The organism is Xanthomonas sp. NCPPB 3200 (assembly GCF_056393585.1).
The window spans coordinates 1,533,329-1,558,439 of record NZ_CM150785.1 but is presented as its reverse complement, the minus strand read 5'-3'; the positions used below and the strand labels follow the sequence as shown (position 1 = coordinate 1,558,439).

Below are 25,111 nucleotides of genomic sequence, written 5' to 3'. Positions count from 1 at the left end.
ATCGGCGCATCTTCGCACCGACGCATCGCGCAGGAAGCAGTTGCATCTCAGCGGTGACATCGTCACCACCAAGCTGATCCTCGCCCTAACCGCAGCCCCGGCTGCGGTTGCATCATCCGGGTCGATTGCCTACGGTAGGCGGGCACCACCTCTTGGCGTCGTGAGTCAGCCGACGCATCCCACTCGATCACAAGTCATGGAGGTTTCCAATGGAAATCAGCCAGGGTCGCGTTGCGACCATTCATTACACCCTTTCCGACGACAGCGGCCAGGTCCTGGACCGTTCGACGCCGGACGCGCCATTGAGCTACCTGCACGGCGCCGGCAACATCGTGCCCGGCCTGGAACACGCACTGGACGGCAAGCGCGTCGGCGAGACACTCACTGCCGATGTCGTGCCCGAACAGGGCTATGGCCCGCGCCACGAGCAGTTGATCCAGCAGGTGCCACGTGAGGCATTCCCGACCGATGTCGAGGTCGTGCCGGGTGTGCAGTTCGAGGCGCGCACCCAGCAGGGCCCGGTGCTGGTCACCGTCACCGAGGTGGGCCCGGAGCAGGTCACCGTCGACGGCAACCATCCGCTGGCCGGGCAGACCCTGCATTTCGCGGTCGAAGTCATCGAGGTGCGCGAAGCCACCACCGAAGAACTGAACGAAGGCCAGGTCGCCAGCGTCGCGGCCTGATCGGGTGCGCCGCGTGCCTGCGGGCATGCGGCAGTTCGGCTGCTGCGACGTCCGAACGCAGCGCGATGGGCGTCGCCGGCAGCAGAAGTAGTAAAGTGCGCGGCCCGCTCACAGGCCCGCTTGCATGAAACTCGGCATCGACTTCGGTACCAGCAACTCCGCCGCTGCGGCGATCGTCGATGGCCAGGTGGTACCGGTGCGCTTCGGCGAGGCCCTGCAGTTCCGCACCACGGTGTATTTCCCCGAGACCATGCGCGACCCGGACGATTTCAGCCTGACTCCGGCGCTGGAATACGAGGTCGAGCGGCTGATCGACTCCGGCCGTCGCGACGCCGCCGCGGCCGGCCGCACGTCCAGCACCGACAGCCTGCGCCGCGATGCGATCCGCATCGTGCGCCGCCAGTGGATGGAGGAGCAGGTGCGCGAGCCGCGCAGCTCCGCCGCCCTGCTGCAAAACGCGGTCTACGGCGACGAAGCACTGGATGCGTATTTTCTGGAAGGCGAAGGCAGCCTGGTGCAGAGCCCCAAATCGATGCTGGGCTACAACCTGCATCCGCGTGCGCGCCAGACCATCACCGGCATCGCCACGCACGTGCTGGAACACATCCGGCTCACCGCCTCGCGCCAGTTCGACATCAATATCCGCAGCGCCACGCTGGGCCGCCCAGTGCAGTTCCGCAGTTCCATCGGCGAGGCCGGCAACGCGCAGGCGCTGGACATTCTGCAGACCGCCGCCATCGCGGCCGGCTTCGACAGCGTGGATTTCCTCGAAGAACCTGCAGCGGCCGCGATGCATTACCACGTCAGCCACGACAGCCGTCACGACACCGTGGTGGTGGACATCGGCGGCGGCACCACCGACATCGCCCATGCCAGCGTCGGCGGCAGCGCCGCGCCGCAGGTGCACCGCGCCTGGGGCATCGCGCGCGGCGGTACCGATATCGATCTGGCGCTGAGTCTGGCCGCCTACATGCCGCTGTTCGGCCGCGGCATCACCCGCGTGCCCACCCACCATTACGTGGAAGCGGCGATGGTGCAGGACATGACCCGCCAGCGCGAATTCCGCCTGCACAAGTACCAGGACGTCCCCGCCCCGTTCGACAAGCGCCTGCAGGCGCTGCAGGACACCGGCAACACCGCGCGCCTGTACCGCGGCGTGGAAGCCTGCAAGATCGCGCTCAGCGAGCGCGACCGGCACCAGGCCGGGCTGGACTTCATCGAACGCGGGCTGGAAGTAGAGGTGCAGGCAAGCGCGCTGGTTGCGTCCGCTTCCAGCTACCTGGGCGAACTGGAAGGCCTGCTTGCACAGGTCCGTGCCGACCTGGACGCGCCGCCGGCCACGCTGTTCCTCACCGGCGGCATGTCGCGTGCCGGCTATATCCGCGACACGGTGGCTGCCGCGTTCCCGGAATCGCGACTGGTGCAGGGCGATCCGTCCTTCGGCGTGGTGCAGGGCCTGGCCTGGGCGGCGGCCCGCCAGGCCCGTCCGTCGGACGGTTAAGGCAACGCGGGCGCCCATCCGTTACAATGCACGGTTGCTGCATACCGCTTAGCCGGCTTGTCAGCAAGGCACGCTTGCCGTGCCGCCGCGATTGCGCACCGAACGCGACCGCACCTCTCGACACCGCTTCCGCGCGCGCCACCCTAGCCGCACGCGGTGTCATCGCACTTCCCCGCTACAGGAGGCCACATGGCACGTCCCGCGACCAAGCAGAAATCCCAGCCCAGCATCGCTCGCAGCGAAGGCAAGTCGCAGCCGCTCAGTCGTGAGCGCATCGCTGCCGACATCGCCGCGTTCCGCAAGACCGGCGGCCGGATCGAAGTGCTCACCACCAACTTCGGCCCTGCGCGTAACGATGGCGACAAGATCGCCTAAGCGTCACCCCCCGCAAGCCGAAGCGTTGTACCGACGTGCCACTGCAAGGTGGCACGTTCGTTTCCGGCCACAGTTGGCGCAGCCGCTCAGTTGCCGTAATCGATGCGCACCGAGCCGGAATGCGACTCGAGTTTGATGTCGCCATTGCCGGCCCCCAGCCGGGTTCTCAGGCTCTTGCCCGGGCCGTACTCCGGCCGCTCCACCTGCCCGGCCACCGAACGGATGTCGCCGCTGAACACCTCCACCTGCAGCGCTGCCGACACGTTGCGCGGCACACCCAGGCTGATGGTGCCACTGACGCTCTCCGCAGCGATGCTGCCGCCCGGCGCCAGACCGGCCACCGTCAGCGCCGTTGCGCCGGACACGCTCTCGGCGCGCAGCTGCGACACCTGCCCCGCGCCGACCCGGATCTGGCCGGAAACGGACTCGACCGACACTACGCCGCTGGCGCCGGCCGGCGCATCGATCTGCCCGCTGACCGTGCCAAGGCTCAGCCGTGCGCTGGCCACCGTGCTGCGCAGAGCGCCGCTGACGGTTTCCAGTTGCGCTTCCCTGGCGCGTCCGGCTGCGACCACGTTGCCGCTGACCGACTTGAGCTGCAACCGCGCCAGATCGACCTGATCGACATCCACCGAGGCACTCACCGCCTCCACCTCCAGCAGCGCCGCGCGCGGAACCCGCAGCTCCAGTTGGGCCCCCCTGCTGTTGCGGTTGTTACGCGGGTAGATCACCTCGAACTGCAGCCGGTCCGGACTTTCATCCACCTCCAGGCGTTGCCCTTCGCCCAGGGTGCCGGTCAGCGCCACGTCGTCACGGTCCCAGCCGCGCACGCGGATCTGCCCGGCGATGTTGTCCAGCTCCACGCGCCCGCCGCGCGTCAGCGGATGGCTCTGCTTCACGGTGGTCTGCGCTGCCGCCGGCAGTGCGCAAAACGCAAGCAGCAACAACACGGATAGATGGGCGTAACGCATGGGCATGCTCCTCAGCTTGGAAAGGACGTCTCGCCCTGCGCGGCAAGACGGGTCAGTTGCAGGCGCTTGGCATAGGTGCGTTGCAGCTGCGACAACAGGAATGCAGAGCGCGGACTCTGCGCGATGGCGTGGTGGATGGCCTGCGCACTCTGGTCCAGCTCGGCCAGCGCCGGGCGCAGATCGGCCGGCACCTGCTGCACCGGCACTGCATCGATGGCCTGCTGGTACTGCCCGGCCATTGCCTGCGCCTGCGCCACCAGGCCAGGGCGCGCCGACGCTGGCGCTGGCGCCTGGGTCGAGCGATCGAGCCCTGGCACGATCGCCACCACGGCCAGCGCAGCAGCAAGCGCCACACCGAACGCGGGCCAGGCCCAGGCACGCTGGCGGCGCGGCTGCAGGGCAACCACGTTGGTGTGCGGCGTCAGTGCGGGCGCGATGCGCTCCCAGAGCTGTGCCGGTGGCTGACGTTGTTGCGGCAACGCACGCAGACGCGCGGACAACGCGGCGTCATCGGTTGCGTGCGGATCAAGCGGATCGTGATTCATGCAATGTCTCCCAGCCGCACGCGCAGCAGGCCGCGCGCGCGATGCAGTTGCGCCTTGGAACTGCCGACCGCCATCTGCAGTTCGTCGGCAATTTCCTGATGTTTCCAGCCTTCGATGTCGTGCAACACCAGTACCGCGCGTGCGCGCGGCGGCAGCGTCTCCAGCGCGCGCTCCAGATCCATCTGGGTGGCCTGGCAGGCTGCGACACCTGGAATGGCGGCGAGGATCTCGCCATCGGCATCGTCCACCATCTGATCGCCCGCAGCCGAACGCGCACGCAGCTCCATCAGGGCCGTATTGACGGCCAGCCGGTGCAGCCAGGTGCCCAGCGCGCTCTGGAAGCGGAATTGCGGCAAGGCCTTCCACGCGGCAATGAAGGTCTCCTGCAGCACATCGTCGGCACGTGCCGCATTACCCCCGCATAGCCGCCACACCACCGCATACAGGCGCGGCGCATGACGGCGGTAGATGGCCTCGTAGGCGGTGCGATCGCCGCCTGCAGCGGCACGCGCCAGCGCCGCGTCATCGCGTCCGGCCGGACCGTCACAAGCTGAGGCATCGATGGGCATGGAGGTGTCGAGCATATCCACTTCGATGCGCCGGGCAGCACAAAGGTTTAAACCGCGCCCAGGTTTTTTCGAGCACGGTTCCGGTCGCGACCGACCAGCCTACTGCGCCGCCGCCCGGCGGGCGCGGCCGGTGGTCGGAATCGGCATGGCCCCGTGGTGCCACTTCGGTTCAGAGCGTGCCGTCCTTACCCACCTGACGACTGCTCGCTTCCTTTTTTGCCGTTCTAAACCCTTTCGCCGTTCGCCGCATCCAAGCCTGCGATGGCGCAATCCTGCGCCGCATCGTTTGCCGGGAGCATGGCCGTTGGCCGCTCCAGGCGCAGGCCCCCTGATCGGACGTTGCCATGCCACATGTTCTCGGAATACTGCTGAGCCTGTGCTCCACCCAGTGCCCGGCCCCGCTGCCGATGGATGCAGTGCAGCTCACGCTGACGCCTGCGCGCCTGCAGGCCTGCCTGCTGCACCTGCCGTCGATGCGGCTGTCATGCGTCGAGCTGAACTCACCGGCGCACTGGTTGCCGGTACGCCGCGCCGAGCAGCTGTGGCGGCGTGTTGTCGCATTGTCCGCGCATGGCCGCAGTTCTATGCGTTGACCGGTTGCAGCGTCATCATGGATTCGGTCGCTGCTGTATCGCCGTGTTGGCCTCCATCGATGCGCATGGCAACGAGCGTCCCGGGCACGTACAGCTATGGTGCCGCAATCCATCGCAGCGCCCTTGACTCAATCTCTCTGCCGCCACCGCTGGGCGCGCGTTCACCCCGCGCACCGGCTGCGCAATGACGCCCCCGTTACAATGGGCGTTCTCTGTGAACCTGCACGATCCGATGTCCGCGTCCGACGCTTTGCCCACCATGATCCGTAGCCTGCTGCCGCACTGGAATCCGCAGTGGCTGACCGTGGCAGTGCTGACGGTCCAGATCGTGCTGATCCTCGCCGTTGCCGCGCTGGTTCGGTTACTGCTGCGGCAAGTGCTACGCCGCCTGTGTACGCGCTACAGCCTGCCGGCGGAAATGATGATCGGCATCCGTCGCGTGGGCAGCTTCGTCATCTCCGTCACCGCGGTGCTGACGGTACTGAACGTGCTGGGCGTCTCCAGCGGCACCTTGTGGACCGCGTTCACCGGATTCGCGGCGGTCGGTGCCGTGGCGTTCTTCGCGGCATGGAGCGTGCTGTCCAATATCTTTTGCACCTTCCTGATCATCACCACGCGCCCGTTCCGCCTACACGACCACATCGAGCTGCTGGAAGGCGGCGACAAGCCCGGCCTGAAGGGCCGGGTGATCGACATCAACGTCATTTACACGACCCTGGAAGAAACCGGCGACCACGCCGGCAGCGTACTGCAGGTTCCCAACAGCCTGTTCTTCCAGCGCACCACGCGCCGTTGGCGCGAGACCAGCCACTTCAACGCCAACTGAGGGCAGGGCGTCTGAAAAGACGTAGTGAGCCGTTATCGGGTGACTCGGTCGGCGCGTCGCAAGGACACGACGTGCGAATGTCGCATGTAGGTGCAAAGCGAAGGCCGCAGCCGCCTGTCGGCAAGCGCAGTCGTTTGCCGGTTGCGCTGAAGCCGCATGGCAATCAACGCAGCTGGCTGTCCTTGCTGCCACGACGGTTGTAGCCGCCTTGCGCCGCCTGCTCCTGGTCGTGCGCCTGCTGACAGTTCACGCACAGGTGCACGCCCGGTACTGCCTTGCGGCGCGCCTCGGGGATGGGCGCATCGCACTCCTCGCAGTGAGTCAGGCTCGGGCCCCGATGCAGCTGGCTCCGCGCGCGCTTGATCGCGTCCTCGACGGTCGCATCGATCTGGTCCTGCACCGCCCCATCACCTGCCCATCCGGTCGCCATGTTCGCCTCGGCTTGTCTGCTCAGAACTCAAATATGGGCATGCGCCCAGGCAAATCCAAGCCGGACGTGCACAGCGCGCTCAAATCAGGTGCTTTAGCATCCGCCCATTCGCACTCTTCGAGGAAGTCGCAATGGAACAACACGTCCACCCGTTCTCCGAATTATTCGCCCAGTTGGGCCTGCCGTCGGATGAGGTCAGCATCCGCAGCTTCATCGACGAACACTCTCCGCTGCCGGGCGACATGCGCCTGGAGGAAGCGCCCTTCTGGACACCGGCGCAGGCGCAGCTGCTGCGTGAAGAGCGCCTCGACGATGCCGACTGGATCGTGACCATCGATCAACTCAATATCGCCTTGCACACCACTGCCGAAGACACTGGCGTCTGATCCGCGCAAGAACGCAGCGAGTGTCCTGCGCTAGACCTCGCTCGCGGCCGGCTTGTCGTTTTGTTGGTTGATTAGCTTGCAGGAATAAAAAAAAGGAGCGGCCACTGGCCGCTCCTTTGCACTCCGGGCGATGTAGCCGGCATGCGAACCGCATGCCGATGCACGCCTCGGGCGTCAGGTCACCTTTTTGGCGATCGTCATGCCGAGCACGAACAGCACGATGGCGATGATGATGCCGGCCCAGAACAGGAACTTGGCAATCCCCATTGCAGCGCCCGCCATGCCGCCAAACCCGAGTGCACCGGCAATCAGTCCGATGATGGCGAAAATAATGGCCCACTTGATCATGTTTGTTGTCTCCTCATCCGGCACGGTGCCGTGTTCAGTCGTGTGCTTGCGCAGTTGTGCCGCAAAACATGCGCTGCACGCTACGCATCCGGATGTGCCGCATTCGTGAATACGCCTGACACATGCCGCCACATTCGCGCGTGCAGATTCGCCAGCAGCGCCTGCATCGGCGATCATGTGCAGCTCGCAGCAATCGATTGGCATGGACACTCTTCGCTATCTCGCCGGCTACCCACCCGCCGTCCTGGATCAGGTGCGCGAGCTGATCGCGCAGGACAAACTCGCCCTGGTGCTGGCACGCCGCTACCCGGATCGCCACAGCATCCGCACCGACCGGCAGTTGTACGACTACGTCAAGGCCATGAAGGAGCGCTACATGCGCTCCTCGCCCACGCTGCACAAGGCGCTCTACGACAACCATCTGCAGGTGGTGAAGCATGCGCTGGGTACGCATACGGCGATCTCGCGCGTCCACGGCAGCCGGCTCAAGGCCAGCCGCGAGATCCGCATCGCCTCGATCTTTCGCGATGCGCCCGAACCGTTCCTGCAGATGATCGTCGCCCACGAACTGGCGCATCTGAAGGAGGCCGATCACAATAAGGCCTTCTACCAGCTGTGCAACCACATGAGCCCGGACTACCACCAACTGGAGTTCGACCTGCGCCTGTATCTGACCCACCTGGCGCTGGCCACGGACGCGTGATCGTGCACCGGCTGGACGAGGCAGCCCATCGCCGCGACCACCCGTCCATGGCGACCGGTCTTCCGCCGGGGACGCGCGACCTGCACTGATCTCGGCGAGGCCGCCATCGACCTATGCGGGCCGCAGCGGCGCCCGCCTGGGATCAGGCACGACAGGGTTGCCGGCCTCTCCTAGAATGCCTCCATGCAGGCACCGTCCCTCCAGCAGCTCACCCAGGCCGCACAGACCGCCCACCCCGCAGCAATGACGGCGCTGGCACATGCATTGGTGCGCACCGGGCAGCCCGAGCAGGCGCTGGCCTGGTACACGCGCAGTGCGGCCGCAGGCGATGCCGGCGCGCAGATCGAAGCCGGCCGCATGCTGGCCTACGGTGTGGGTTGCGAGGTGGACCTGGCCCGTGCGCAGGAGCACTGGCAACACGCCGAGCGCCAGGATGTTGCGGCAGCGCGCTATCTGTTGGCGACCGTGGCCGTCACCGACGCCCTGTTGGTGCTCGACACGCAGGCGCAATCCCGCTTGCATGCAGCGGCCGCAGCCAGCTACCCGCCTGCGCTGCGCGCGCTGGCCATCCAGCACGGCCGGATCGATCACCCCGCGCAGCAACGCAACTGCGTTGCCTTGCTGGAGCGCGCTGCGGCAGCCGGTGACGTACTGGCTGCCGCGCTATTGGCCGAGCGCCTGCTGCGTGGCGAAGGCGTCCGGCCACAACCCGACGCCGCGGCGCAGCTGCTGCGGCAATTGCAGCCGCTGGGTATCGCCGCGGCGCCTGCCGTGCAGATCACGCCGCCGGATCCGCTCATCGACGATCCCCGCATCCGTTTCGCTGCCCGACATGTCGCAACGCGCCGCCACGACGCGCCCATGATCGAAGAAGTCTGCGGCGTGCTATCTACCGACGAGTGCCGCCTGTTGATGTTGCTGGCGCGGCCGCATCTGCGCGCCTCCGAGGTGGTCGACCCCGACGATGCGCGCACGCGCCGCGCGCCGATCCGCACCAGCCGCGGCGCCACCCTGGACCCCATCCTCGAAGACTTTGCCGCGCGTGCGGCGCAGGCGCGCGTGGCGGCCTGCGCGCAGCTGCCGCTGACCCATGCCGAAGCGCTGTCGGTGCTGTGCTACGCGCCGGGTGAGCAGTACCACGCGCATCGCGACTACCTGCCGCCCGGCACGATCGCCGCCGACCGCCCCACTGCCGGCAATCGCCTGCGCACCGCCTGCGTCTACCTCAACGACGTCGACGCGGGGGGCGATACCGACTTCCCGGTCGCGGGCGTGCGCGTGCGTCCACGTGCCGGGTCGGTGGTGTGCTTCGACAATCTGCATGCCGATGGCCGCCCCGACCCCGACTCGCTGCACGCCGGCCTGCCGGTCAGCGCAGGGAGCAAATGGCTGGGAACGCTGTGGTTCCGGCAGCAGCGCTATCGGCATTGGTGAACAGATTCATACACTAGCCCCCGCCGACGTGGTTTAAAATGTTGCAGCGCGACGTGATCGGACAGGGTCTGCAGACGTCGCGTTTTTGTTTCCCATTGCACGGGTTCCGGCCCGGCCTCAGGGAAGGCACATCACGCAGCCCCGCGGAGCCTTCGATGCTTTTCGAAACCCTCGACACCACCGGCCACGAGCAGGTGATTTTCTGTCACAACCGCGACGCCGGCCTGAAAGCGATCATCGCGTTGCACAGCACCCGTCTCGGGCCCGCGCTGGGTGGCGTGCGCATGCGCCCCTACCCCAACAGCGAGGCGGCGCTGGACGATGCGCTGCGGCTCAGCCGCACCATGACCTACAAGAACGCGCTGGCGGGATTGAATGTCGGCGGCGGCAAGGCGGTGATCATCGGCGACCCCAAAAGCGACAAGAGCGAGGCGCTGTTCCGCGCATTCGGCCGTTTTGTCGACACCCTGGGCGGGCGCTACATCACCTCCGAAGACGTCGGCACCGACGTCAACGACATGGAACAGATCTATCTGGAGAGCGAGTACGTCACCGGCGTGCACCAGGTGCATCGCGGCTCTGGCGACCCGGCCCCGTTCACCGCCTACGGTGCGTTGCAGGCGTTAATGGCCTCGCTCAATCGCAGGCTCGGCCACGAGGAAGTCGGCAAGACCAGCATCGCGATCCAGGGCCTGGGCCATATCGGCATGGAGCTGGTGAAGCTGCTCAAGGAACGCGGCGCCAAACTCTATGTGGCCGATCTGAACCCGGCGCTGGTGGATCGCGCGGTGGCCGAATACGGTGCCGAAGCGGTCAGCATCGAGGAGATCTACCAGGTGCCGGCCGATGTGTTCGCACCCTGCGCACTGGAAGGCGCGATCAACGAAGACACGTTGCCGCGGTTGAAGGCCAAGATCATCTGCGGCACCGCCAACAACCAGCTCGCCAGCGCCGCCATCGGCGAAGAGCTGCACAAGCGCGGCATCCTGTATGCGCCCGATTACGTGGTCAATGCCGGTGGCGTAATGAACGTGTCGCTGGAGATCGACGGCTACAACCGCGAACGTGCGATGCGCCTGATCCGCAGCATCTATCACAACCTGGAAAAGGTCTTCGACCTGTCCTCCCGCTTGGGCGTCGCGCCGCAGCAGGCGGCCGACCAGATTGCCGAGGCGCGTATCGAGGCCATCAGCAAGCTCAAACTGCCGCTGGGCCGCACCGCACCGCGCTTCCTGCACAAGCTGCGCGGTGAGTGACCCACCTGTCCAGGCATCTTGCCTGGACAGATGAACCACCGATCAGACGCGCCGATCAGAAATCGGCGCTGTAACGCAGGCTCAGCGCACGATCGTCACCGCGCTCGCCCACCCGCTGGTCGTAGCCGAAGCGCAACTGGCTCTGCGGCCCCAACGGCGCGGCCGCGGTGATGCCGAACAGACCACCCGAGCGCGCCGGCTGCATGCCGCGCAACGGCGCCCATGCGTCCACGCCGATGAAGCTGGCATCCAGCGTCAGGCCTTCGCTGCTCAACGCCTGCTGCCATTCGGCATAACCGCCGAGCTGCACGCCGCGCCAGCGATAGGACGAACGAATACCTGCCAGCACCTGGGTGCGCGCGGAGGTGCTGGCATCGGCGCGCAAGCCGAAGCCGTCGCCACCGCTTTCGCGGAATCCCTCGCTGCGCAGACGCACGTAATCCAGCCCCATGTAGGGTGTCAGGCTGGCGCGCGCGCCACCCAGGCGATACCCGGTTTCCAGGTTGCCGCTGAGGTAACTGCCGCTGTAGTCGCTGAAGGCACTGCTGCGGTCTTCGCCCAACTGCAGGCTGCGCTCGATCTGCCGGTTGACGTTGCCGAAACCCAACTGGCTCAGCGTGTACGCCGACCCCAGCGTGGTACCCCAGTACAACTGCCCCTGCACCTGCCGATCGCGCCCGCGTGCACCGTCCAGATCGCCCAGGCTGTTGGAGCGCGTTTCGCCGAAGGCAAAGCCAGTGACTGCGCCCGACGCCAGGCGCAGGTCGTTGCCCATCATCCAGCCGGAGGTGGCGAATCCTGCGGTGGTCACACCACCCTCGCCCGGCCCACCGAGCGCGCGTTGCCAGACGCCCAGCATGCGCGGCTGCTGCGACAATCCATCAAAATGCGAGGCCAACGCACGCCGCCCCAGATCGATGGTGTCGAAGGTCATCGCTGCCGACTCGGCATGCGCACGCCCGGACAGACTGCGCAGCGAATCGGCGGCAGCCTTGGCATCCGGCGACTGCTGCAACGCCGCTGCGGCGCGGATAAACCCGCTGCTGATGCCGCCAGTGCCCTGCAGTTGCTGCGCATCCACTTGCTGGAACGCCTGCTCGACGCGGATTGCCGAATCCATCGCTGCCGTGCCGGTCATGCCCAGCGTGGCGGCAACGGCGGTGGCATTCAAGCTGCGCAAGGCAAGGTAAGCCGTATTGCTGTCGTACGTCAGCGAGGCATCCAGGAAGGTCACGGCCGCGCCGCGGCTGAGCGTGTCGAACGTGCCCTGCAACCCGCTGCTGGCTTGCAACAGCGTGTAGGTCGCGTTGTCGACCACGTAATCGCGGCGGCCGAGCACTTGCAGATCACCTGCAATCGTCGCGGTCCCGGTCACGTTCACCCGGTCGCCCACGTTCAAGGCAAGGCGACCGTTGCTGGCCTGCGTGTAATTGCCCGCGATCGACAGCGTCGCACTGTTGACCTGCAGGGTGCCGGCGTTATCGACCCGTCCGCCGATCCTGCCCGCACCGATCAACGTCGCACCATTGGCGATACCAACGCGCGCACTCTGCAGACTGGCCGTCTGCAAGGTGCCGCCCAGCACCTGGGTGTCGCCGTTGAACGTATTGGCGCCACTGCTCAACACCAGCGTACCGGTGCCGCGTTTGGTCAGGCCACCCGTGCCACTGATGTCGTTGGCCCAGGTGGAACGCAAGGTGTTGACGGTGACATCCACCGTGCCCCAATCAAAGCGCGCCGGCCCCAACACTGCCTTGCCGACATTGAGCAGGCCGTAGCCGAAGGTCGGGTCGACGCCGGCCGCACCCAGATCGGTGGCCGTTCCCAATAGCGTCTGCCGCACCAGATCGTTGCTGAAGTACGGAAACGCCTGCCACACCAGCGCAGCCGCACCGGAGACCAATGGCGCCGCAAACGAGGTGCCGCTGCCGTAGAAGTAGCGGATGTTGCTGGCGGTCGCATCGGGGTCGAGGAACATCGAGGTGCCCGGTGCCACCAGGCAATAGCGCATCGCCACGCCACAGGCATTGGAGTACGAGGCCAGCTGCGTGGGATTGGCGGTATCCAGCGCAGCGACGACCAGCCAGCCGCGCTCCAGATCGGCGGCCGGCAGCGTGCCGTTCGGGCCCAGCTGGCTGGGCAGCGCGGCGGTATCGGAGGGTTGCGCTCGCGACTCGTTACCCGACGCGAACACCACCAACCCATCGTTGCCGATGACGAACGGCCGGTATTCCTGCGCAATCTGGTTGGTCACCGCCGGGTCGTTCCAATACAGCCCGCCCCAGGAATTGTTCATGATGCGCACGCCGGCACTGATCAGATCGGCATGCACCGGCCCCAGGCCAAGCGGGCCATCGACCTCGTTGCCCTGACCGCTGCCGTCATCGTCCGGCGCTTCGTCGCTGATGATGCGTGCCGACACCAGGCCGGCGCCGCTGGCGATGCCGCCCGGCCACTGGCCCACTGCGCGCCCGGCTGCCAGCTGCGCGACCACCGTGCCGTGGCCCACCACATCGCCCGCAGCGACATTGTTGGTACGCGGATCCACATAGATGAAGCTGTTGCTGACCCGCCCCTGCAAGGCCGGATGATTGGAATTGATGCCGGTATCGATCACGCCGATGCGATAGCCCGCACCGGTGAACCCCAACGCCTGCGCAGCGCGTGCGTTGGTCAGCGCCAGATGCGCGTCGAATGCGGGTTCCGGGGTCGTCGGCGGTGCCACCACCGGCGGCGGAGGCGGTGGCGGTGAAGTCGGCGGCGGTGGCGGCGGTGGCGACGTCGGTGGCGGTGCCGTCGGTGTACTCGGACGGATACCACCGCCCCCACCACCGCCGCCACACGCGGTCAACGCCACGGCCAACGCCGAGGCCAGGACAGTCCTGGCGACGTCTGTCTTGTTCATTTGATGCTCTCCCCGAACCCATTCCATGGATAGGGCCCAATCCCGGGCCCGAACGCCGTCTTTATACTGCATCCTCACACGGCTGTCGCAGCTGATTGCGTAGCGAATGTCGCAGCGCCGGGAGCGTGCTGGCGCGAACCGAGCATGAGGCAGATAATCGTTTCACTTTAAACGGTATCTCCTTCATGTCCGACATCGTCATCGTTGCTGCCAAACGCACTGCCATCGGCTCGTTCCTTGGTCAATTCAACGGTGTGCCGGCGCCGACGCTCGCCGCCACTGCGATCCGCGGCGCACTGGCGCAGTCCGGCGTCGCGCCGGCCGACATTTCAGAAGTCATCGTTGGCTGCGTCCTGCCGGCCAACCTGGGCCAGGCGCCCGCACGTCAGGCGGCCATTGCCGCAGGCATCCCCACCTCCACCGGCGCCACCACCATCAACAAGGTGTGCGGCTCGGGCATGAAGGCGATCATGTTCGGACACGATCTGATCAAGGCAGGCTCGGCCAGCATCGTGGTCGCCGGCGGCATGGAGTCGATGAGCAACGCGCCGCATCTGCTGCCCAATTCGCGCACCGGCAACCGCTACGGCAACTTCCAGGCGGTCGACCACATGGCCTGGGATGGGCTGACCAACCCTTACGACGGCCAGGCGATGGGCGTGTTCGGCGAGGCCACCGCCGAGAAGTTCGGTTTCAGCCGCGCCGATCAGGATGCGTTTGCGATCGCCTCGGTCGAACGCGCGCAGGCTGCCCAGCGCAGCGGCGCGTTCGCCGATGAAATCGTTCCGGTCACCGTGGCCACACGCAAGGGCGAGGTGGTCGTCGACAGCGACGAGCAACCGGCCAAATCCGACATCGCCAAGATCCCGACCCTGAAGCCGGCCTTCAAGAAGGACGGCAGCGTCACCGCCGCCAGCTCGTCCAGCATCTCCGATGGCGCGGCGATCACCGTGCTGATGGGCGCAGACGAGGCGCAGCGGCGTGGCATCGCACCGTTGGCGCGCATCGTGGGGCATGTCACCCACTCGCAGGAACCTGAGTGGTTCACCACTGCGCCAGTCGCTGCCATCCAGAAGTTGATCGGCAAGATCGGCTGGCAACTGGATGAGGTGGATCTGTTCGAAATCAACGAAGCATTCGCCGTGGTGGCGATGACGCCGATCGCCGAGCTGGGCATTTCGCACGACAAGGTCAACGTCAACGGCGGTGCCTGCGCTTTGGGCCATCCGATCGGCGCATCCGGTGCCCGCCTGGTGGTGACATTGGTGAATGCGTTGCGCACGCGCGGTGGCAAGCGCGGAATCGCGACCCTGTGCATCGGCGGCGGCGAGGCGACTGCCATCGCTATCGAATTGATTTAATTGTTTTTAACGGCGATTTTGCAAAACTGAATGCGCGCACGCTTGACACTGGTCTTTGGACCGTCATCATGTCGGGGGCGCGCAATAGCGCGTTGCCTAATCTAACGACGAGGATTGAAACAATGACCATTAACAAGCTGCTGATCGCAATGGCTCTGGGCCTGGCCCTGACCGCTTGCTCGAAGCCGGAACAGGCTCAGGACGCTGCTGCTTCGGCTAACGAAGCTGCTGCCGACGCTCAGACCGCTGCTGACCAGGCTGCTGCCTCGGGCTCGCAGTCGGCTGACGCCGCTCAGGCTGCTGCCAACACCGCCGCTGCTTCGGCTGACACCGCTGCTGACGCTGCCCAGGCTGCTTCCGGCGCCGCCACCGACGCTGCTGCTGAGCAGGCTGCCGACGCTGCCAAGACGGCTGAAAACACCGCCGAAGCTGCTAAGGACACCGCCGAAGAAGCCAAGAAGTAATCACTTCTTAGCTCCAAGCGAGTTCGGAGAAAGCCGCTGGTTTCCAGCGGCTTTTTCTTTGCCCGCGATTTATAAGCGCCTGACCAGCGTTGCCGTTCCTGCATCGAACCTGCCCCTGCCGCGACGTGTGCAGCGCATACCGCCCATTGGCTGAATGGCCGGCCGCGCATTGACGCCGGCTGCATCGGCCCGTGCATAAGCTCGCTCTTCCAACACCGGAACAGGAACAGGACCACCCATGAAGACGATCCGCATGCTGTCGCTGAGCGCCATCGCCGCTCTCACCCTCGCCGCTTGCCAGGGCCCTGACGCCGAGCAGGCGCAACGCGATGCTGCCTCCGCTGCCAAGCATGCCGCGGCTGCGACCGAACAAGCTGCCGATCGCGCCGCCGTGCAGGCCAAGGCCGCCACCGCCGATGCACGCGTGGCAGCACGCGAACTGGCCGCCGATGCGAGCCGCGCAACCGCCAATGCCGCAGACGCGACTGCCGACAAGACCCGCGAGATGGCCAACAAGGCCGAGCAGAACGCCGACAAGCACGACGCCGAACATCCGCAGCATTGACTGACCGTGTGACCGTATCAGCAGTTTGCGAACGCGCCGGCCAAATTGGGCCGGCGCGCTTGTTTCCCGCCAACGGCGACCTCGTGTTGTCGAGGCTGGCAGGCTAGCATTCGTCCATGCCCTCCTCTTTTACTGCGCGCGGCCGCAACCAGCTGGCGCTGGCATTCTCTGCCCTGATCTTCATCGCCATCGGTATCGGCATCTTTGTCGGTGCCCGTCGCTCGTTGGCCGATGCCGCGCTCGTCTCGCATACGCATGAAGTGATCGGCCGGGTCGACGAGATCCAGGCGCGCGTACTGGATGCCGAATCGGCGCAGCGCGGCTTTCTGCTCACCGGCAACGATGCCTATCTGCTCGACTATCAGACCAGCGTCGAGCGCCTGCCGATCCTGCTCGATAACCTGCGTCGCCTGATTGTCGACAATCCCGACCAGGTGCAGCACCTGGACACCTTGCAGCGACTGGTGGAAACGCGCCTGCAGCAGATCCAGCACGTGCTCGACGTGTACGCGCAGCAGGGCCTGGAGCCGGCCCGCGCGGGCATCCGGCAGACCGCCTTCCGCACCACCAGCGCGATCCGCGAGCAGGCGCTGACCATGGTGCAACGCGAGCAGGAGCTGCTGACCCAGCGCGCCGAAAGCAGCCGACAAAGTGCGGCCTTGCTGCTGGTGCTGGCACTGGCCGGCATCCCGTTCGGGCTGGCGGTGGTCGGTACCGTCTATGCCTTGCTGATGCGCGAACTGCGGCATCGCTCGCAGGCCGAGAAACTGGCAGCGCAGGCCAATCGCGAGTTGGGCGACAGCGTCGTTGCGCTGCAACGCAGTACCGCCGATCTCAATCTGCTCAGCCGCTATACCGGCCTGTTGCAAAGCTGCATCAGCGCAGAAGAGGCGCTGATGGTGAGCAGCCGCACCCTCGCCAGCCTGCTGCCGGGCGTTGCCGGAAGCGTGTATCTGCTGCGTGCCTCGCAGGATCGCGCCGAGGCGATCAGCCATTGGGGCGAGCCGCTGGTGCACAGCGCGCCACATCTGCTGTCTGAAGAGTGCTGGGCGCTGCGCCGTGGACAACCGCACATCGTCGACGACCTGGGCCGGGATGCGCTGTGCGCGCATATCGGTACGCCCGAGCCCGGCAGCGCCGTCACCACCGCATGCCTGCCGATGTCCGCGCAAGGTACCCAGCTCGGCTTCCTGTTCCTGTCTTCGCCGGGTCCGGGGCCGATGCCCCGCCTGGAAATCGCCGAGGCGGCTGCCGAACAGCTGTCGCTGGCGCTGAGCAATCTGCGCCTGCGCGAATCGCTGCGCCGGCAGTCGATTCGCGACCCGCTGACCGGGCTGTACAACCGCCGCTATCTGGAAGAATCGCTCAGCCACGAACTGGCGCGCTGCGCACGCCGCGGCCTGCCGTTGTCGGTGCTGATGCTGGACGTGGACCACTTCAAGCAATTCAACGACAGCCAGGGCCACGCCGGCGGCGATCTGCTGCTGGCGGCGCTGGGCGAGTTGCTGCTGACCCGGCTGCGTGCCGAAGACGTCGCCTGCCGCTACGGCGGCGAAGAGTTCACGGTCATTCTTCCCGAGGCCGATGGCGTCGAGGCGCTGCGCGTGGCCGAGGACATTCGCGGCCACATCGCGGCCCTGGCAGTCAGCGACGGCCCGCGTTCGTTGCCGCGGGTGACGGCCTCGATCGGTGTGGCCAGCTTCCCGGTCGATGGCGAGCTGGGAGCCAGCCTGATCCAGAAGGCCGATGCGGCCTTGTATGTTGCCAAGCACGGCGGTCGTAACCGGGTCGAGCGGCATGGCGCCGCCACGCCCGCAGTGGACTGAGCACGCGCGCCATCGGTGCTGGTTTGCGTAACCCGTCACACAAAAGATCGGTCCGCGCGGCGATAGTCGGTTTTGACCCCCGAGCGAGGCAGTCCGATGTCGATGTGGCGCGATCAAGGTCCCAACAAGAAAGACGGCGTTTCCACAGCCCCTGAGGTCCCGGCTACCGATGGGCGGCTGTTCACTGCCGAGGCCAGCCCGACACCCCCGGTGCCAGCCGCCGCGCCACCGAGCGCCGCGCCCGCAGCGGCCACACCGCAGCGCCAGAGCGAGGCCAAGGAATCGCTGATTGCCGCCGACATCAGCATCGAAGGCAAGATCGAGGGCGCCGGTCACGTACGTCTGGCCGGCCGCTTCAAGGGTGATGTCAACGTCAAGGGCGATCTCACCATCGAGCGCGGCGCCAAGCTCAACGGCGGCGTGCGCGCCAACAAGGTGATCATCGCCGGAGAGCTGGAGGGCAATATCGAATCGGCCGCGCAGGTGGAGCTGCAGACCTCCGGCGTGCTGGTCGGCGACGTCAAGGCCGGCAGCCTGACCGTGGCCTCGGGTGCGCGCATGCGCGGCCAGGCCGATTTTGGCTGGGGCGAGGACACCGGCAAACCGGTCGTTGCGGCCAAGCCGGTCGTCAGCGGAGACAGCGACGGCACATGAGTGCGCCCCGCCCGGGCACGCCCGGTGCCACGCGCAGCTGCCCGCATTGCAAGGCGACGATCCTGGAAAGCGCCAGCGTCTGCCCTGCATGCAAGCACCACCTGCGCTTCGACTCGGCGGCGGCGCAGCACGCACAGCCGGCACCGATCGTGCCGCTCAAGGTCGACGGCACCATTCGCCATCCCGCCGATGGCGACCCATGGGAATACACCGTGGTGGTAGTGGTGCGTAACGGCAAGGGCGAGGAGATTCGGCGCCAGGTCGTGGATGTCGGCGCAATGCAGGGCGGCGAGGAGCGCGGCTTTACGCTGGCGGTGGAGGCGACTGCGGTGCGTTCGCCTGGGCGGCGGTCGCGGCATTAGGGTTTGGGGCGGGGAATCGGGATTCGGGATTCGGGATTCGGGATTCGGGAATCGGGAGTCGGGAGTCGGGAGTCGGGAATCGGGAATCGGGAATCGGGAATCGCGGCGGATGATGCGGGCCAGCGCCTGCGTGGGTGTTCGATTTCAGAGTGCTGACTGATTATTCGATGCGCAATGGTGCGAACTGGCGGCGGGCGTGCTGCATTGACGGACAGCTCATGCCACGCCAGGCGCTTGATCGATTCGATGGCCTTGCCTTGATCGCGCACTGGCTCGACTAGCGATTGCGATCTGCAGGCCTTGGCGCAGTGGTGCGTCGATGCGTGCCATTCCCATTCTCAGGATCTGCACACCGGCTTGGCCAGAGTTGCCGCATGCGCAACGGCAACGGACAACTTGGCGATCTGGTGGTGCTTGGCCCCGAAGGCCTGTATTGCCCGCAGGGCGACTTCCATATCGATCCCTGGCGGCCGGTGCCACGTGCGGTGATCACGCATGGGCATGGCGACCACGCACGCAGCGGCATGGGCGAATACCACTGCACGCACGAAAGCTTGCCGATCCTGCAGTGGCGCCTGGGCGAGCAGGTCTATCACACGCATGCCGACGGTGAAGCCTTCGAGCTGGGACGCGCGCGGGTGTCGTTGCATCCGGCCGGGCATGTGCTCGGCTCGGCGCAGGTGCGCATCGAGGTGGATGGCGAGGTCTGGGTTGCATCGGGCGATTACAAGCGCCAGCACGATCCCACCTGCAAACCGTTCGAAGTGGTGCCCTGCGACACCTTCATCACCGAGGCGACCTTCGGGCTGCCGGTGTATCGCTGGCCGGATACCGCCGATGTCGCGGCCGACATCGTCGCCTGGCGCCACGAATGTGCAGAGCGCGGCGAGGCCGCCATTCTGTATTGCTATGCCTTGGGCAAGGCGCAACGCGTATTGGCGGAATTGCGCGCCTGGGATACGCAACCGGCCTTGCTGCATGGCGCGATCGCGGTGGGCGTGGAGGTGTATCGCCAGGCCGGCATCCCGATGCTGGACACCCAACCGGTCAGCGAACATGCGCGTGGCGCCGACTACGCCGGGCAACTGGTTCTGGCGCCGCCATCGGCGGCCGGCAGCGCCTGGATCCGTCGCTTCCGGCATGCGCAACAGGGTTTCGCATCGGGCTGGATGCGCATTCGCGGCAATCGCCGTCGACGCAATTACGACCGCGGTTTTGTGGTGTCCGATCATGCCGACTGGCCGGACCTGCTGCGCACCATCGAAGACACCGGCGCACGGCGGGTGATCGCCACCCACGGCAACACCGATGCTTTGATCCAGCACCTGCTAGAACGCGGCGTCGCTGCCGAAGCCTTCCGTACCGATTTCGGAGCCGAGGAATGAACCCTTTGCCTGCACGTCGTTATGCGCGCGCGCGCCCACGGATCCGCTTGACCGGCGCACTCGCATTCCGTCGCCACGCATTGGCGTTTCGCGTGCACCGCACACTGCCGGCGGCAGTGATCGGGCCGCCACGACCTTACCGGCGCCCGCGCTGCCTGGGCGCATTTACGCGGCGCGCGCTGGAACTGCGTGCTGCCGACAACCGCACCAAGCTGCAGGGCCCGGCGTGAAGCGATTTGCCGCGTTGTACCGCACCCTGGATCGCAGCACCGGCACGCTCGACAAGCGTGCAGCCTTGGTCGCGTATTTCCGCAGTGCGCCACCGTTCGATGCGGCGTGGGCGCTGTATCTGCTGGCCGGTGGCAAGGTGGCCAGCACGCGCATGCGCATCGCCAGCAGCGGCGAACTGCGCGAATGGATCACCGACACCGCCGGCATCGCCGACTGGCTGGTGGCCGACAGCTACGACCATGTCGGCGATCTGGCCGAGACCCTGGCCTTGTTGCTGGACGACCCGATCACCGAGGCGGCCGATCTGCCGTTGGCCGAGTGGATCGAACAGCGGTTGCTGCCGATCGCCAACCAGGATGTGGAGGTGCGCAAGGCCTGCATCGTGCAGGCGTGGCGCAGCCTGGCTTTCGATGAGCGCCTGGTGTTCAACAAGCTGCTCACCGGCGCCCTGCGCGTGGGGGTGTCGCAGCGACTGGTGCAGCAGGCGCTGGCGGAGATGTCCGGGATAGAGATCGCGCGCATTGCACAGCGCATGCTCGGCAGCTGGCGGCCGCATCCGGGCTATCTGGCCAACCTGCTGACCGCCGAGGAACTGCCCGGCGATCGCCAGCAGCCCTACCCGTTCTTTCTCGCCTCGCCACTCGAAGCCGAGGTCGAAACGCTGGGCGCGGTCGATGACTGGTTGCTGGAATGGAAATGGGACGGCATTCGCCTGCAGCTGATCCGGCGCGCTGGCGAAGCGGCGTTGTGGTCGCGTGGCGAGGAACGCCTGGATGGCCGTTTCCCGGAGATCGAACAGGCCGCGCTGCAGTTGCCCGACGGCACAGTCATCGATGGCGAGCTGCTGGCCTGGCAACCGGAGCAGTCCTTGCCGATGCCGTTCACCGCCTTGCAGACGCGCATCCAGCGGCTCAAGCCCGGGCCGAAGACATTGGCGGCGGCGCCGGCGCGCGTGGTCGCTTACGACTTGCTCGAACTCGATGGCGAGGATTTGCGCGAGCGCCCCTTGCAGGAGCGTCGCGCATTGCTGGAAGGCGTGCTGAGCACGCTCGCCGACCCGCGCATCGTCGCCTCGCCGCTGGTGCAGGCCGGCGACTGGCAGGCAGCCGCGCAGTTGCGGCGGGATGCGCGCGAGCGCGGCGTGGAAGGGCTGATGCTCAAGCGCGCCAGCTCCAGCTACCAGTCCGGCCGCCGGCGCGGCGACTGGTGGAAATGGAAGATCGACCCGCTCACCATCGATGCGGTGCTGCTGTACGCGCAGGCCGGCCATGGCCGCCGCAGCACGCTGTATACCGACTACACCTTCGGGCTGTGGCACGAGGGCCAACTGGTGCCGATCGCCAAGGCCTACTCGGGGCTGGACGACAAGGAGATCCTGCAGCTGGATCGCTGGATCCGCGCCAACACCACCGAACGCTTCGGCCCGGTGCGTGCGGTCACCGCGCACCATGTCTTCGAACTGGGGTTCGAAGCGGTCAACCGCAGCGCGCGGCACAAGTCCGGCATTGCGGTGCGCTTCCCGCGCATCCTGCGCTGGCGACAGGACAAGCCGATGAACGAGGCCGATCACCTGAGCAGCCTGCAGGCGCTGGCACGGTGAGTGTTGCGGCGCAGACGCGCGGCACGCCCTTGCAGCAATGGCGTGCCTGGTTCGCGCAGCGCGGTTGGGCGCCGTTGCCGTTTCAACGCGATGTGTGGAAGCGCTATCTCGCGGGCGAGTCCGGCTTGCTGCATACGCCCACCGGCAGCGGCAAGACGCTGGCAGCCTTCGGTGGGCCGTTGCTGGAGGCCTTGTCCACGCGTGGACGCAAGCCGGCGAGCAAGCCCGCCACGGCCGCGCGACGCCAGCAGCAACGCACGCTGCAGGTGCTGTGGATCACGCCCCTGCGCGCACTCGCCGCCGATACCGCACGCGCGCTGCGCGAGCCGGTGGAGGCCCTGGGGCTGGATTGGCAGGTGGGCCTGCGTACCGGCGACGCCAGCGCGCGCGACAAGCGGCTGGCGCGTAGCGGCAAGCTCGATGTGCTGGTCACCACGCCCGAATCGCTGGCCTTGCTGTTGTCGTATCCCGACACCGCACCGCAGCTGTCGGCGCTGCGCTGCGTGATCGTCGACGAATGGCATGAGCTGCTCGGCAACAAGCGTGGCGTGCTGCTGCAGCTGTGCCTTGCGCGGCTGCGCGGCTGGGCGCCGCAGCTGCGCATCTGGGGCCTGTCGGCAACGTTGGGAAACCTGGCGCAGGCACGCGACGTGCTGTTGCCGCATCGCCCCGATGCCGCGCTGGTGTCGGGCGTCAAACCCCGCGCGATGACCCTGGAGACGCTGCTGCCCGACAGCGGCGAGCGCTTTCCGTGGGCCGGGCATCTGGGTCTGGCGCAGCTGGCGCGTGTGCTGCAGAAGATCATGCAGCAGCGCACCAGCCTGGTGTTCACCAATACGCGCGCCCAGGCCGAGTTGTGGCATCAGGCCTTGAGTGCGGTGTGGCCGGACGATCTGGCCACGCTCGCGTTGCATCACGGCTCGCTGGACCCGTCCTTGCGCGCGGCGGCCGAGCAAGGCCTGCGCGACGGCAGCCTGCGTTGTGTGGTCGCCACGTCCAGCCTGGATTTGGGCGTGGACTTCCCGGCTGTCGATCAGGTGCTGCAGGTCGGCAGCCCCAAGGGCATTGCGCGCCTGCTGCAACGTGCCGGCCGCGCGCGCCACCGTCCGGGCGAATCCGGGCATGTGGTGTGCGTGCCCTCGCATGCACTGGAACTGGTGGAATACGCCGCTGCGCGGCGCGCCATCATGCATGGCCAGATCGAGGCACGGCCGCCACCGCGCCTGTCGCTGGACGTGTTGGCGCAGCACTGTGTGACCCTGGCATTGGGCGGCGGTTTTCAGGCCGATGCCTTGTTCGAGCAGGTGCGCGGCACCGATGCGTTTGCGGCACTGGATCACGCCACCTGGCAGGCGGTGCTGGATTTCATCGTGCAGGGCGGCAGCGCGCTGGCGCATTACCCCGATTTCCACAAGGTCGTGCGCGACGAAGAAGGCGTGTACCGGGTCATCGACCGGCGCGTCGCGCTGCGGCACCGCCTGTCCATCGGCACGATCACCAGCGACGGCAGCGTGCGCGTGCAGTTCCTGCGCGGCGGCCGCCTGGGCGCGGTGGAGGAGCAGTTCGTCGGCCGCCTGCGCCGTGGCGATCGTTTTCAATTTGCCGGCCGTTTGCTGGAGCTGGTGCGGCTGGAAGACATGACCGCCTACGTGCGCGTGGCCAAGGGTGGCAGCGGCGTGGTGCCCAAATGGATGGGTGGACGCATGCCGTTGTCGTCGGCCCTGGGCCGCGAGGTCGAAGCGGTGTTTGCCGATCCCGGCGACGCGCCGGAAATGCAGGCGCTGGCGCCGTTGCTGCGCCTGCAGGCCTCGCTGTCCTCGCTGCCCGGCCCGGACCATTTGGTGGTGGAAAGCATCAAGGCGCGCGATGGCCGGCACGTGTTCGTGTATCCGTTCGCCGGTCGCCAGGTCAACGAAGGGCTGGCCGCGTTGCTGGCGGCGCGCTGGGGCAGGCGTCAGCGCAATACCTTCAGTTTTGCTGCCAACGATTACGGATTCGTACTGTCACCGGCGCAGGATGTGGAACTCGATGCGAGCGTCCTGCAGGCGCTGCTGTCGCCGGAGGGTTTGTTTGCCGATCTGCGCGACAGCCTCAACCTGGGCGAACTGGCACGCCGCCAGTTCCGCGAGATCGCGCGCGTGGCCGGCTTACTGTCGCCATCGCTGCCTGGCCGTGCACCACGCAGCCTGCGTCAGCTGCAGGCCTCCAGCGGATTGCTCTACGACGTGTTGCAACGTTTCGACCCCGATCACCTGCTGCTTGCCCAGGCCGAGCGCGAAGTGTTCGAAGGCCAGCTCGAACTGGCGCGGCTTGCGCATGCACTGGAAGATTGCGCGCGGCGCGAACTGCGCCTGTGCAAACCGCGCAGCCTCACCCCATTGTCGTTTCCGCTATGGGCCGAACGCGTGCGCGGCCAACTGAGTACCGAAGACTGGAAGGCCCGTGTGTTGCGCGCTGCCGAACAACTGGAGCGTAAACATGGGCGATAGCGTGCAGTTGCAGCTTGCTGGCGAAACAGTGGAACTGCTGGGCGAACGCGCGCTGTATCGACCGGCGCAACGCGCCTTGCTGATCGCCGACCTGCATCTGGGCAAGGCCGATGTGTTCCGTCGCGCCGGCATCGGCATGCCGGCCGGCGGCACCGCGCACGATCTGGAGCGGCTGGATGCGCTGCTGCAACAGCGCACGGTGGACGCGTTATGGATCCTCGGCGACCTGCTGCACGGCCCCGTACCGCGCGCGGCCTGGCATCGCCGCTGGAGCGCATGGCGCGAGCGCCATTGCGCGTTGCGCGTGATCGCCATCCGCGGCAATCACGACCGCGCATTGGCGGGCGCCGACCTGCATATCGAAGCGGCCGGCGAACAGGTCGAAGATGGCCCCTTCGTGCTGCGCCACGATCCGCTGCCGCATCCAACCGGGCATGTGCTGTGCGGGCACCTGCATCCGCTGGCCGCGCTGCCCGGCATGTCGCGCCGCTGGCCGGCGTTCTGGTTGCGCGAGCGCGTCACCATCCTGCCGGCGTTCTCGCATTTCACCGCGGGCATCGTGCCAACGCTGGTCGAAGGTGAGCGCCTGGTCGCCTGCGTGGAAGACGATGCGCTGGCATTGCCGGTGCGTTAGCGGGCGCAACACTAC

At 66.8% G+C, this 25,111-nt stretch carries 26 protein-coding genes and 1 other RNA gene; 21 read left to right on the top strand and 6 right to left on the bottom strand.

The window, feature by feature from the left end:
• Nucleotides 1-209 precede the first annotated feature (209 nt).
• The 3 genes from AC06DU_RS06705 to AC06DU_RS06695 all read left to right on the top strand — a co-directional run bounded on the left by AC06DU_RS06705 (nucleotide 210) and on the right by AC06DU_RS06695 (nucleotide 2,559).
• On the top strand, nucleotides 210-683 hold the full coding sequence (locus AC06DU_RS06705) for an FKBP-type peptidyl-prolyl cis-trans isomerase (protein ID WP_024938000.1): 474 nt from the start codon (nucleotides 210-212) through the stop codon (nucleotides 681-683).
• A gap of 124 nt (nucleotides 684-807) precedes the next feature.
• A complete protein-coding gene (locus AC06DU_RS06700) occupies nucleotides 808-2,184 on the top strand; it encodes an Hsp70 family protein (protein WP_102252357.1) in 1,377 nt (458 codons plus the stop codon).
• 189 nt (nucleotides 2,185-2,373) lie between these two features.
• Complete coding sequence (locus tag AC06DU_RS06695) at nucleotides 2,374-2,559, top strand: hypothetical protein (protein ID WP_010366034.1); 186 nt, start codon at nucleotides 2,374-2,376, stop codon at nucleotides 2,557-2,559.
• An 86-nt stretch (nucleotides 2,560-2,645) separates the two neighbouring features.
• On the opposite strand, the gene AC06DU_RS06690 is transcribed toward AC06DU_RS06695, so the two are convergent.
• Genes AC06DU_RS06690 through AC06DU_RS06680 form a run of 3 tightly spaced genes read right to left on the bottom strand, consistent with a single transcriptional unit; the run spans nucleotide 2,646 to nucleotide 4,659 of the window.
• Nucleotides 2,646-3,530, bottom strand: a complete 885-nt coding sequence (locus AC06DU_RS06690; RefSeq protein ID WP_104555769.1) for a DUF4097 family beta strand repeat-containing protein — start codon at nucleotides 3,528-3,530, stop codon at nucleotides 2,646-2,648.
• An 11-nt stretch (nucleotides 3,531-3,541) separates the two neighbouring features.
• On the bottom strand, nucleotides 3,542-4,075 hold the full coding sequence (locus AC06DU_RS06685; RefSeq protein ID WP_065032050.1) for a hypothetical protein: 534 nt from the start codon (nucleotides 4,073-4,075) through the stop codon (nucleotides 3,542-3,544).
• The gene (locus tag AC06DU_RS06680; RefSeq protein ID WP_024938004.1) at nucleotides 4,072-4,659 is read right to left on the bottom strand and encodes an RNA polymerase sigma factor; all 588 of its coding nucleotides are present in this window, start codon (nucleotides 4,657-4,659) and stop codon (nucleotides 4,072-4,074) included. Before AC06DU_RS06680 ends, AC06DU_RS06685 begins: the two co-directional genes overlap by 4 nt.
• 130 nt (nucleotides 4,660-4,789) lie before the next feature.
• On the opposite strand from AC06DU_RS06680, the gene AC06DU_RS06675 reads away from it, so the two are divergent.
• From AC06DU_RS06675 to AC06DU_RS06665, 3 genes are all read left to right on the top strand, one after another.
• A non-coding RNA gene (locus AC06DU_RS06675) (sX9 sRNA) lies at nucleotides 4,790-4,865 on the top strand.
• A 123-nt stretch (nucleotides 4,866-4,988) separates the two neighbouring features.
• Nucleotides 4,989-5,237, top strand: coding sequence for a hypothetical protein (locus AC06DU_RS06670; RefSeq protein WP_054591651.1), 249 nt, complete (start codon nucleotides 4,989-4,991; stop codon nucleotides 5,235-5,237).
• Between the two features lie 232 nt (nucleotides 5,238-5,469).
• Nucleotides 5,470-6,063 (top strand): mechanosensitive ion channel family protein, encoded by a 594-nt coding sequence (locus AC06DU_RS06665; RefSeq protein ID WP_054591675.1) that lies wholly within the window; start codon nucleotides 5,470-5,472, stop codon nucleotides 6,061-6,063.
• A 163-nt stretch (nucleotides 6,064-6,226) separates the two neighbouring features.
• Here the strand turns inward: AC06DU_RS06665 and AC06DU_RS06660 are convergent, their stop codons facing one another.
• Nucleotides 6,227-6,493: a DksA/TraR family C4-type zinc finger protein gene (locus AC06DU_RS06660; protein WP_054591652.1), complete on the bottom strand. Its 267-nt coding sequence runs from the start codon at nucleotides 6,491-6,493 to the stop codon at nucleotides 6,227-6,229.
• Between the two features lie 131 nt (nucleotides 6,494-6,624).
• Between AC06DU_RS06660 and AC06DU_RS06655 the strand changes: the two genes are divergently transcribed.
• Nucleotides 6,625-6,879, top strand: a complete 255-nt coding sequence (locus AC06DU_RS06655) for a DUF2789 domain-containing protein (protein ID WP_024938008.1) — start codon at nucleotides 6,625-6,627, stop codon at nucleotides 6,877-6,879.
• 174 nt (nucleotides 6,880-7,053) lie between these two features.
• On the opposite strand, the gene AC06DU_RS06650 is transcribed toward AC06DU_RS06655, so the two are convergent.
• Nucleotides 7,054-7,227 carry a DUF1328 domain-containing protein gene (locus tag AC06DU_RS06650; RefSeq protein WP_003489471.1) on the bottom strand — a complete coding sequence of 58 codons (174 nt, stop codon included), beginning with the start codon at nucleotides 7,225-7,227 and terminating at the stop codon, nucleotides 7,054-7,056.
• Between the two features lie 175 nt (nucleotides 7,228-7,402).
• Here AC06DU_RS06650 and AC06DU_RS06645 point away from each other — a divergent pair, with 175 nt between their 5' ends.
• From AC06DU_RS06645 to AC06DU_RS06635, 3 genes are all read left to right on the top strand, one after another.
• Nucleotides 7,403-7,930 (top strand): M48 family metallopeptidase, encoded by a 528-nt coding sequence (locus tag AC06DU_RS06645; RefSeq protein ID WP_064485032.1) that lies wholly within the window; start codon nucleotides 7,403-7,405, stop codon nucleotides 7,928-7,930.
• A gap of 183 nt (nucleotides 7,931-8,113) precedes the next feature.
• Nucleotides 8,114-9,364 carry a 2OG-Fe(II) oxygenase gene (locus AC06DU_RS06640; protein ID WP_478203859.1) on the top strand — a complete coding sequence of 417 codons (1,251 nt, stop codon included), beginning with the start codon at nucleotides 8,114-8,116 and terminating at the stop codon, nucleotides 9,362-9,364.
• 155 nt (nucleotides 9,365-9,519) lie between these two features.
• Nucleotides 9,520-10,620 carry a Glu/Leu/Phe/Val dehydrogenase dimerization domain-containing protein gene (locus AC06DU_RS06635; RefSeq protein ID WP_024938010.1) on the top strand — a complete coding sequence of 367 codons (1,101 nt, stop codon included), beginning with the start codon at nucleotides 9,520-9,522 and terminating at the stop codon, nucleotides 10,618-10,620.
• A 55-nt stretch (nucleotides 10,621-10,675) separates the two neighbouring features.
• Here the strand turns inward: AC06DU_RS06635 and AC06DU_RS06630 are convergent, their stop codons facing one another.
• The gene (locus AC06DU_RS06630) at nucleotides 10,676-13,525 is read right to left on the bottom strand and encodes a S8 family serine peptidase (protein WP_478203857.1); all 2,850 of its coding nucleotides are present in this window, start codon (nucleotides 13,523-13,525) and stop codon (nucleotides 10,676-10,678) included.
• Nucleotides 13,526-13,710: 185 nt separating this feature from the next.
• Here AC06DU_RS06630 and AC06DU_RS06625 point away from each other — a divergent pair, with 185 nt between their 5' ends.
• From AC06DU_RS06625 to pdeM, 11 genes are all read left to right on the top strand, one after another.
• Entirely contained in the window at nucleotides 13,711-14,886 is a 1,176-nt protein-coding gene (locus AC06DU_RS06625; protein ID WP_024938012.1) for a thiolase family protein, read from the top strand.
• Nucleotides 14,887-15,008: 122 nt separating this feature from the next.
• On the top strand, nucleotides 15,009-15,350 hold the full coding sequence (locus tag AC06DU_RS06620; protein WP_016904096.1) for a hypothetical protein: 342 nt from the start codon (nucleotides 15,009-15,011) through the stop codon (nucleotides 15,348-15,350).
• 238 nt (nucleotides 15,351-15,588) lie between these two features.
• On the top strand, nucleotides 15,589-15,915 hold the full coding sequence (locus AC06DU_RS06615) for an XAC1346 family secretion chaperone (RefSeq protein WP_016904095.1): 327 nt from the start codon (nucleotides 15,589-15,591) through the stop codon (nucleotides 15,913-15,915).
• A gap of 116 nt (nucleotides 15,916-16,031) precedes the next feature.
• Nucleotides 16,032-17,741, top strand: a complete 1,710-nt coding sequence (locus AC06DU_RS06610; protein ID WP_478203856.1) for a diguanylate cyclase — start codon at nucleotides 16,032-16,034, stop codon at nucleotides 17,739-17,741.
• A gap of 96 nt (nucleotides 17,742-17,837) precedes the next feature.
• Entirely contained in the window at nucleotides 17,838-18,395 is a 558-nt protein-coding gene (locus AC06DU_RS06605) for a bactofilin family protein (RefSeq protein WP_478203854.1), read from the top strand.
• Nucleotides 18,392-18,757, top strand: coding sequence for a hypothetical protein (locus AC06DU_RS06600; protein WP_016903723.1), 366 nt, complete (start codon nucleotides 18,392-18,394; stop codon nucleotides 18,755-18,757). Before AC06DU_RS06605 ends, AC06DU_RS06600 begins: the two co-directional genes overlap by 4 nt.
• A gap of 374 nt (nucleotides 18,758-19,131) precedes the next feature.
• Nucleotides 19,132-20,142, top strand: coding sequence for a ligase-associated DNA damage response exonuclease (locus AC06DU_RS06595; protein WP_065031828.1), 1,011 nt, complete (start codon nucleotides 19,132-19,134; stop codon nucleotides 20,140-20,142).
• Nucleotides 20,139-20,372 carry a hypothetical protein gene (locus AC06DU_RS06590; RefSeq protein ID WP_024938018.1) on the top strand — a complete coding sequence of 78 codons (234 nt, stop codon included), beginning with the start codon at nucleotides 20,139-20,141 and terminating at the stop codon, nucleotides 20,370-20,372. Before AC06DU_RS06595 ends, AC06DU_RS06590 begins: the two co-directional genes overlap by 4 nt.
• The gene (locus AC06DU_RS06585; RefSeq protein WP_478203853.1) at nucleotides 20,369-21,973 is read left to right on the top strand and encodes an ATP-dependent DNA ligase; all 1,605 of its coding nucleotides are present in this window, start codon (nucleotides 20,369-20,371) and stop codon (nucleotides 21,971-21,973) included. Before AC06DU_RS06590 ends, AC06DU_RS06585 begins: the two co-directional genes overlap by 4 nt.
• Complete coding sequence (locus AC06DU_RS06580) at nucleotides 21,970-24,462, top strand: ligase-associated DNA damage response DEXH box helicase (protein ID WP_478203851.1); 2,493 nt, start codon at nucleotides 21,970-21,972, stop codon at nucleotides 24,460-24,462. Before AC06DU_RS06585 ends, AC06DU_RS06580 begins: the two co-directional genes overlap by 4 nt.
• Entirely contained in the window at nucleotides 24,452-25,096 is a 645-nt protein-coding gene (gene pdeM, locus AC06DU_RS06575; RefSeq protein WP_039528406.1) for a ligase-associated DNA damage response endonuclease PdeM, read from the top strand. Before AC06DU_RS06580 ends, pdeM begins: the two co-directional genes overlap by 11 nt.
• Nucleotides 25,097-25,111 lie beyond the last annotated feature (15 nt).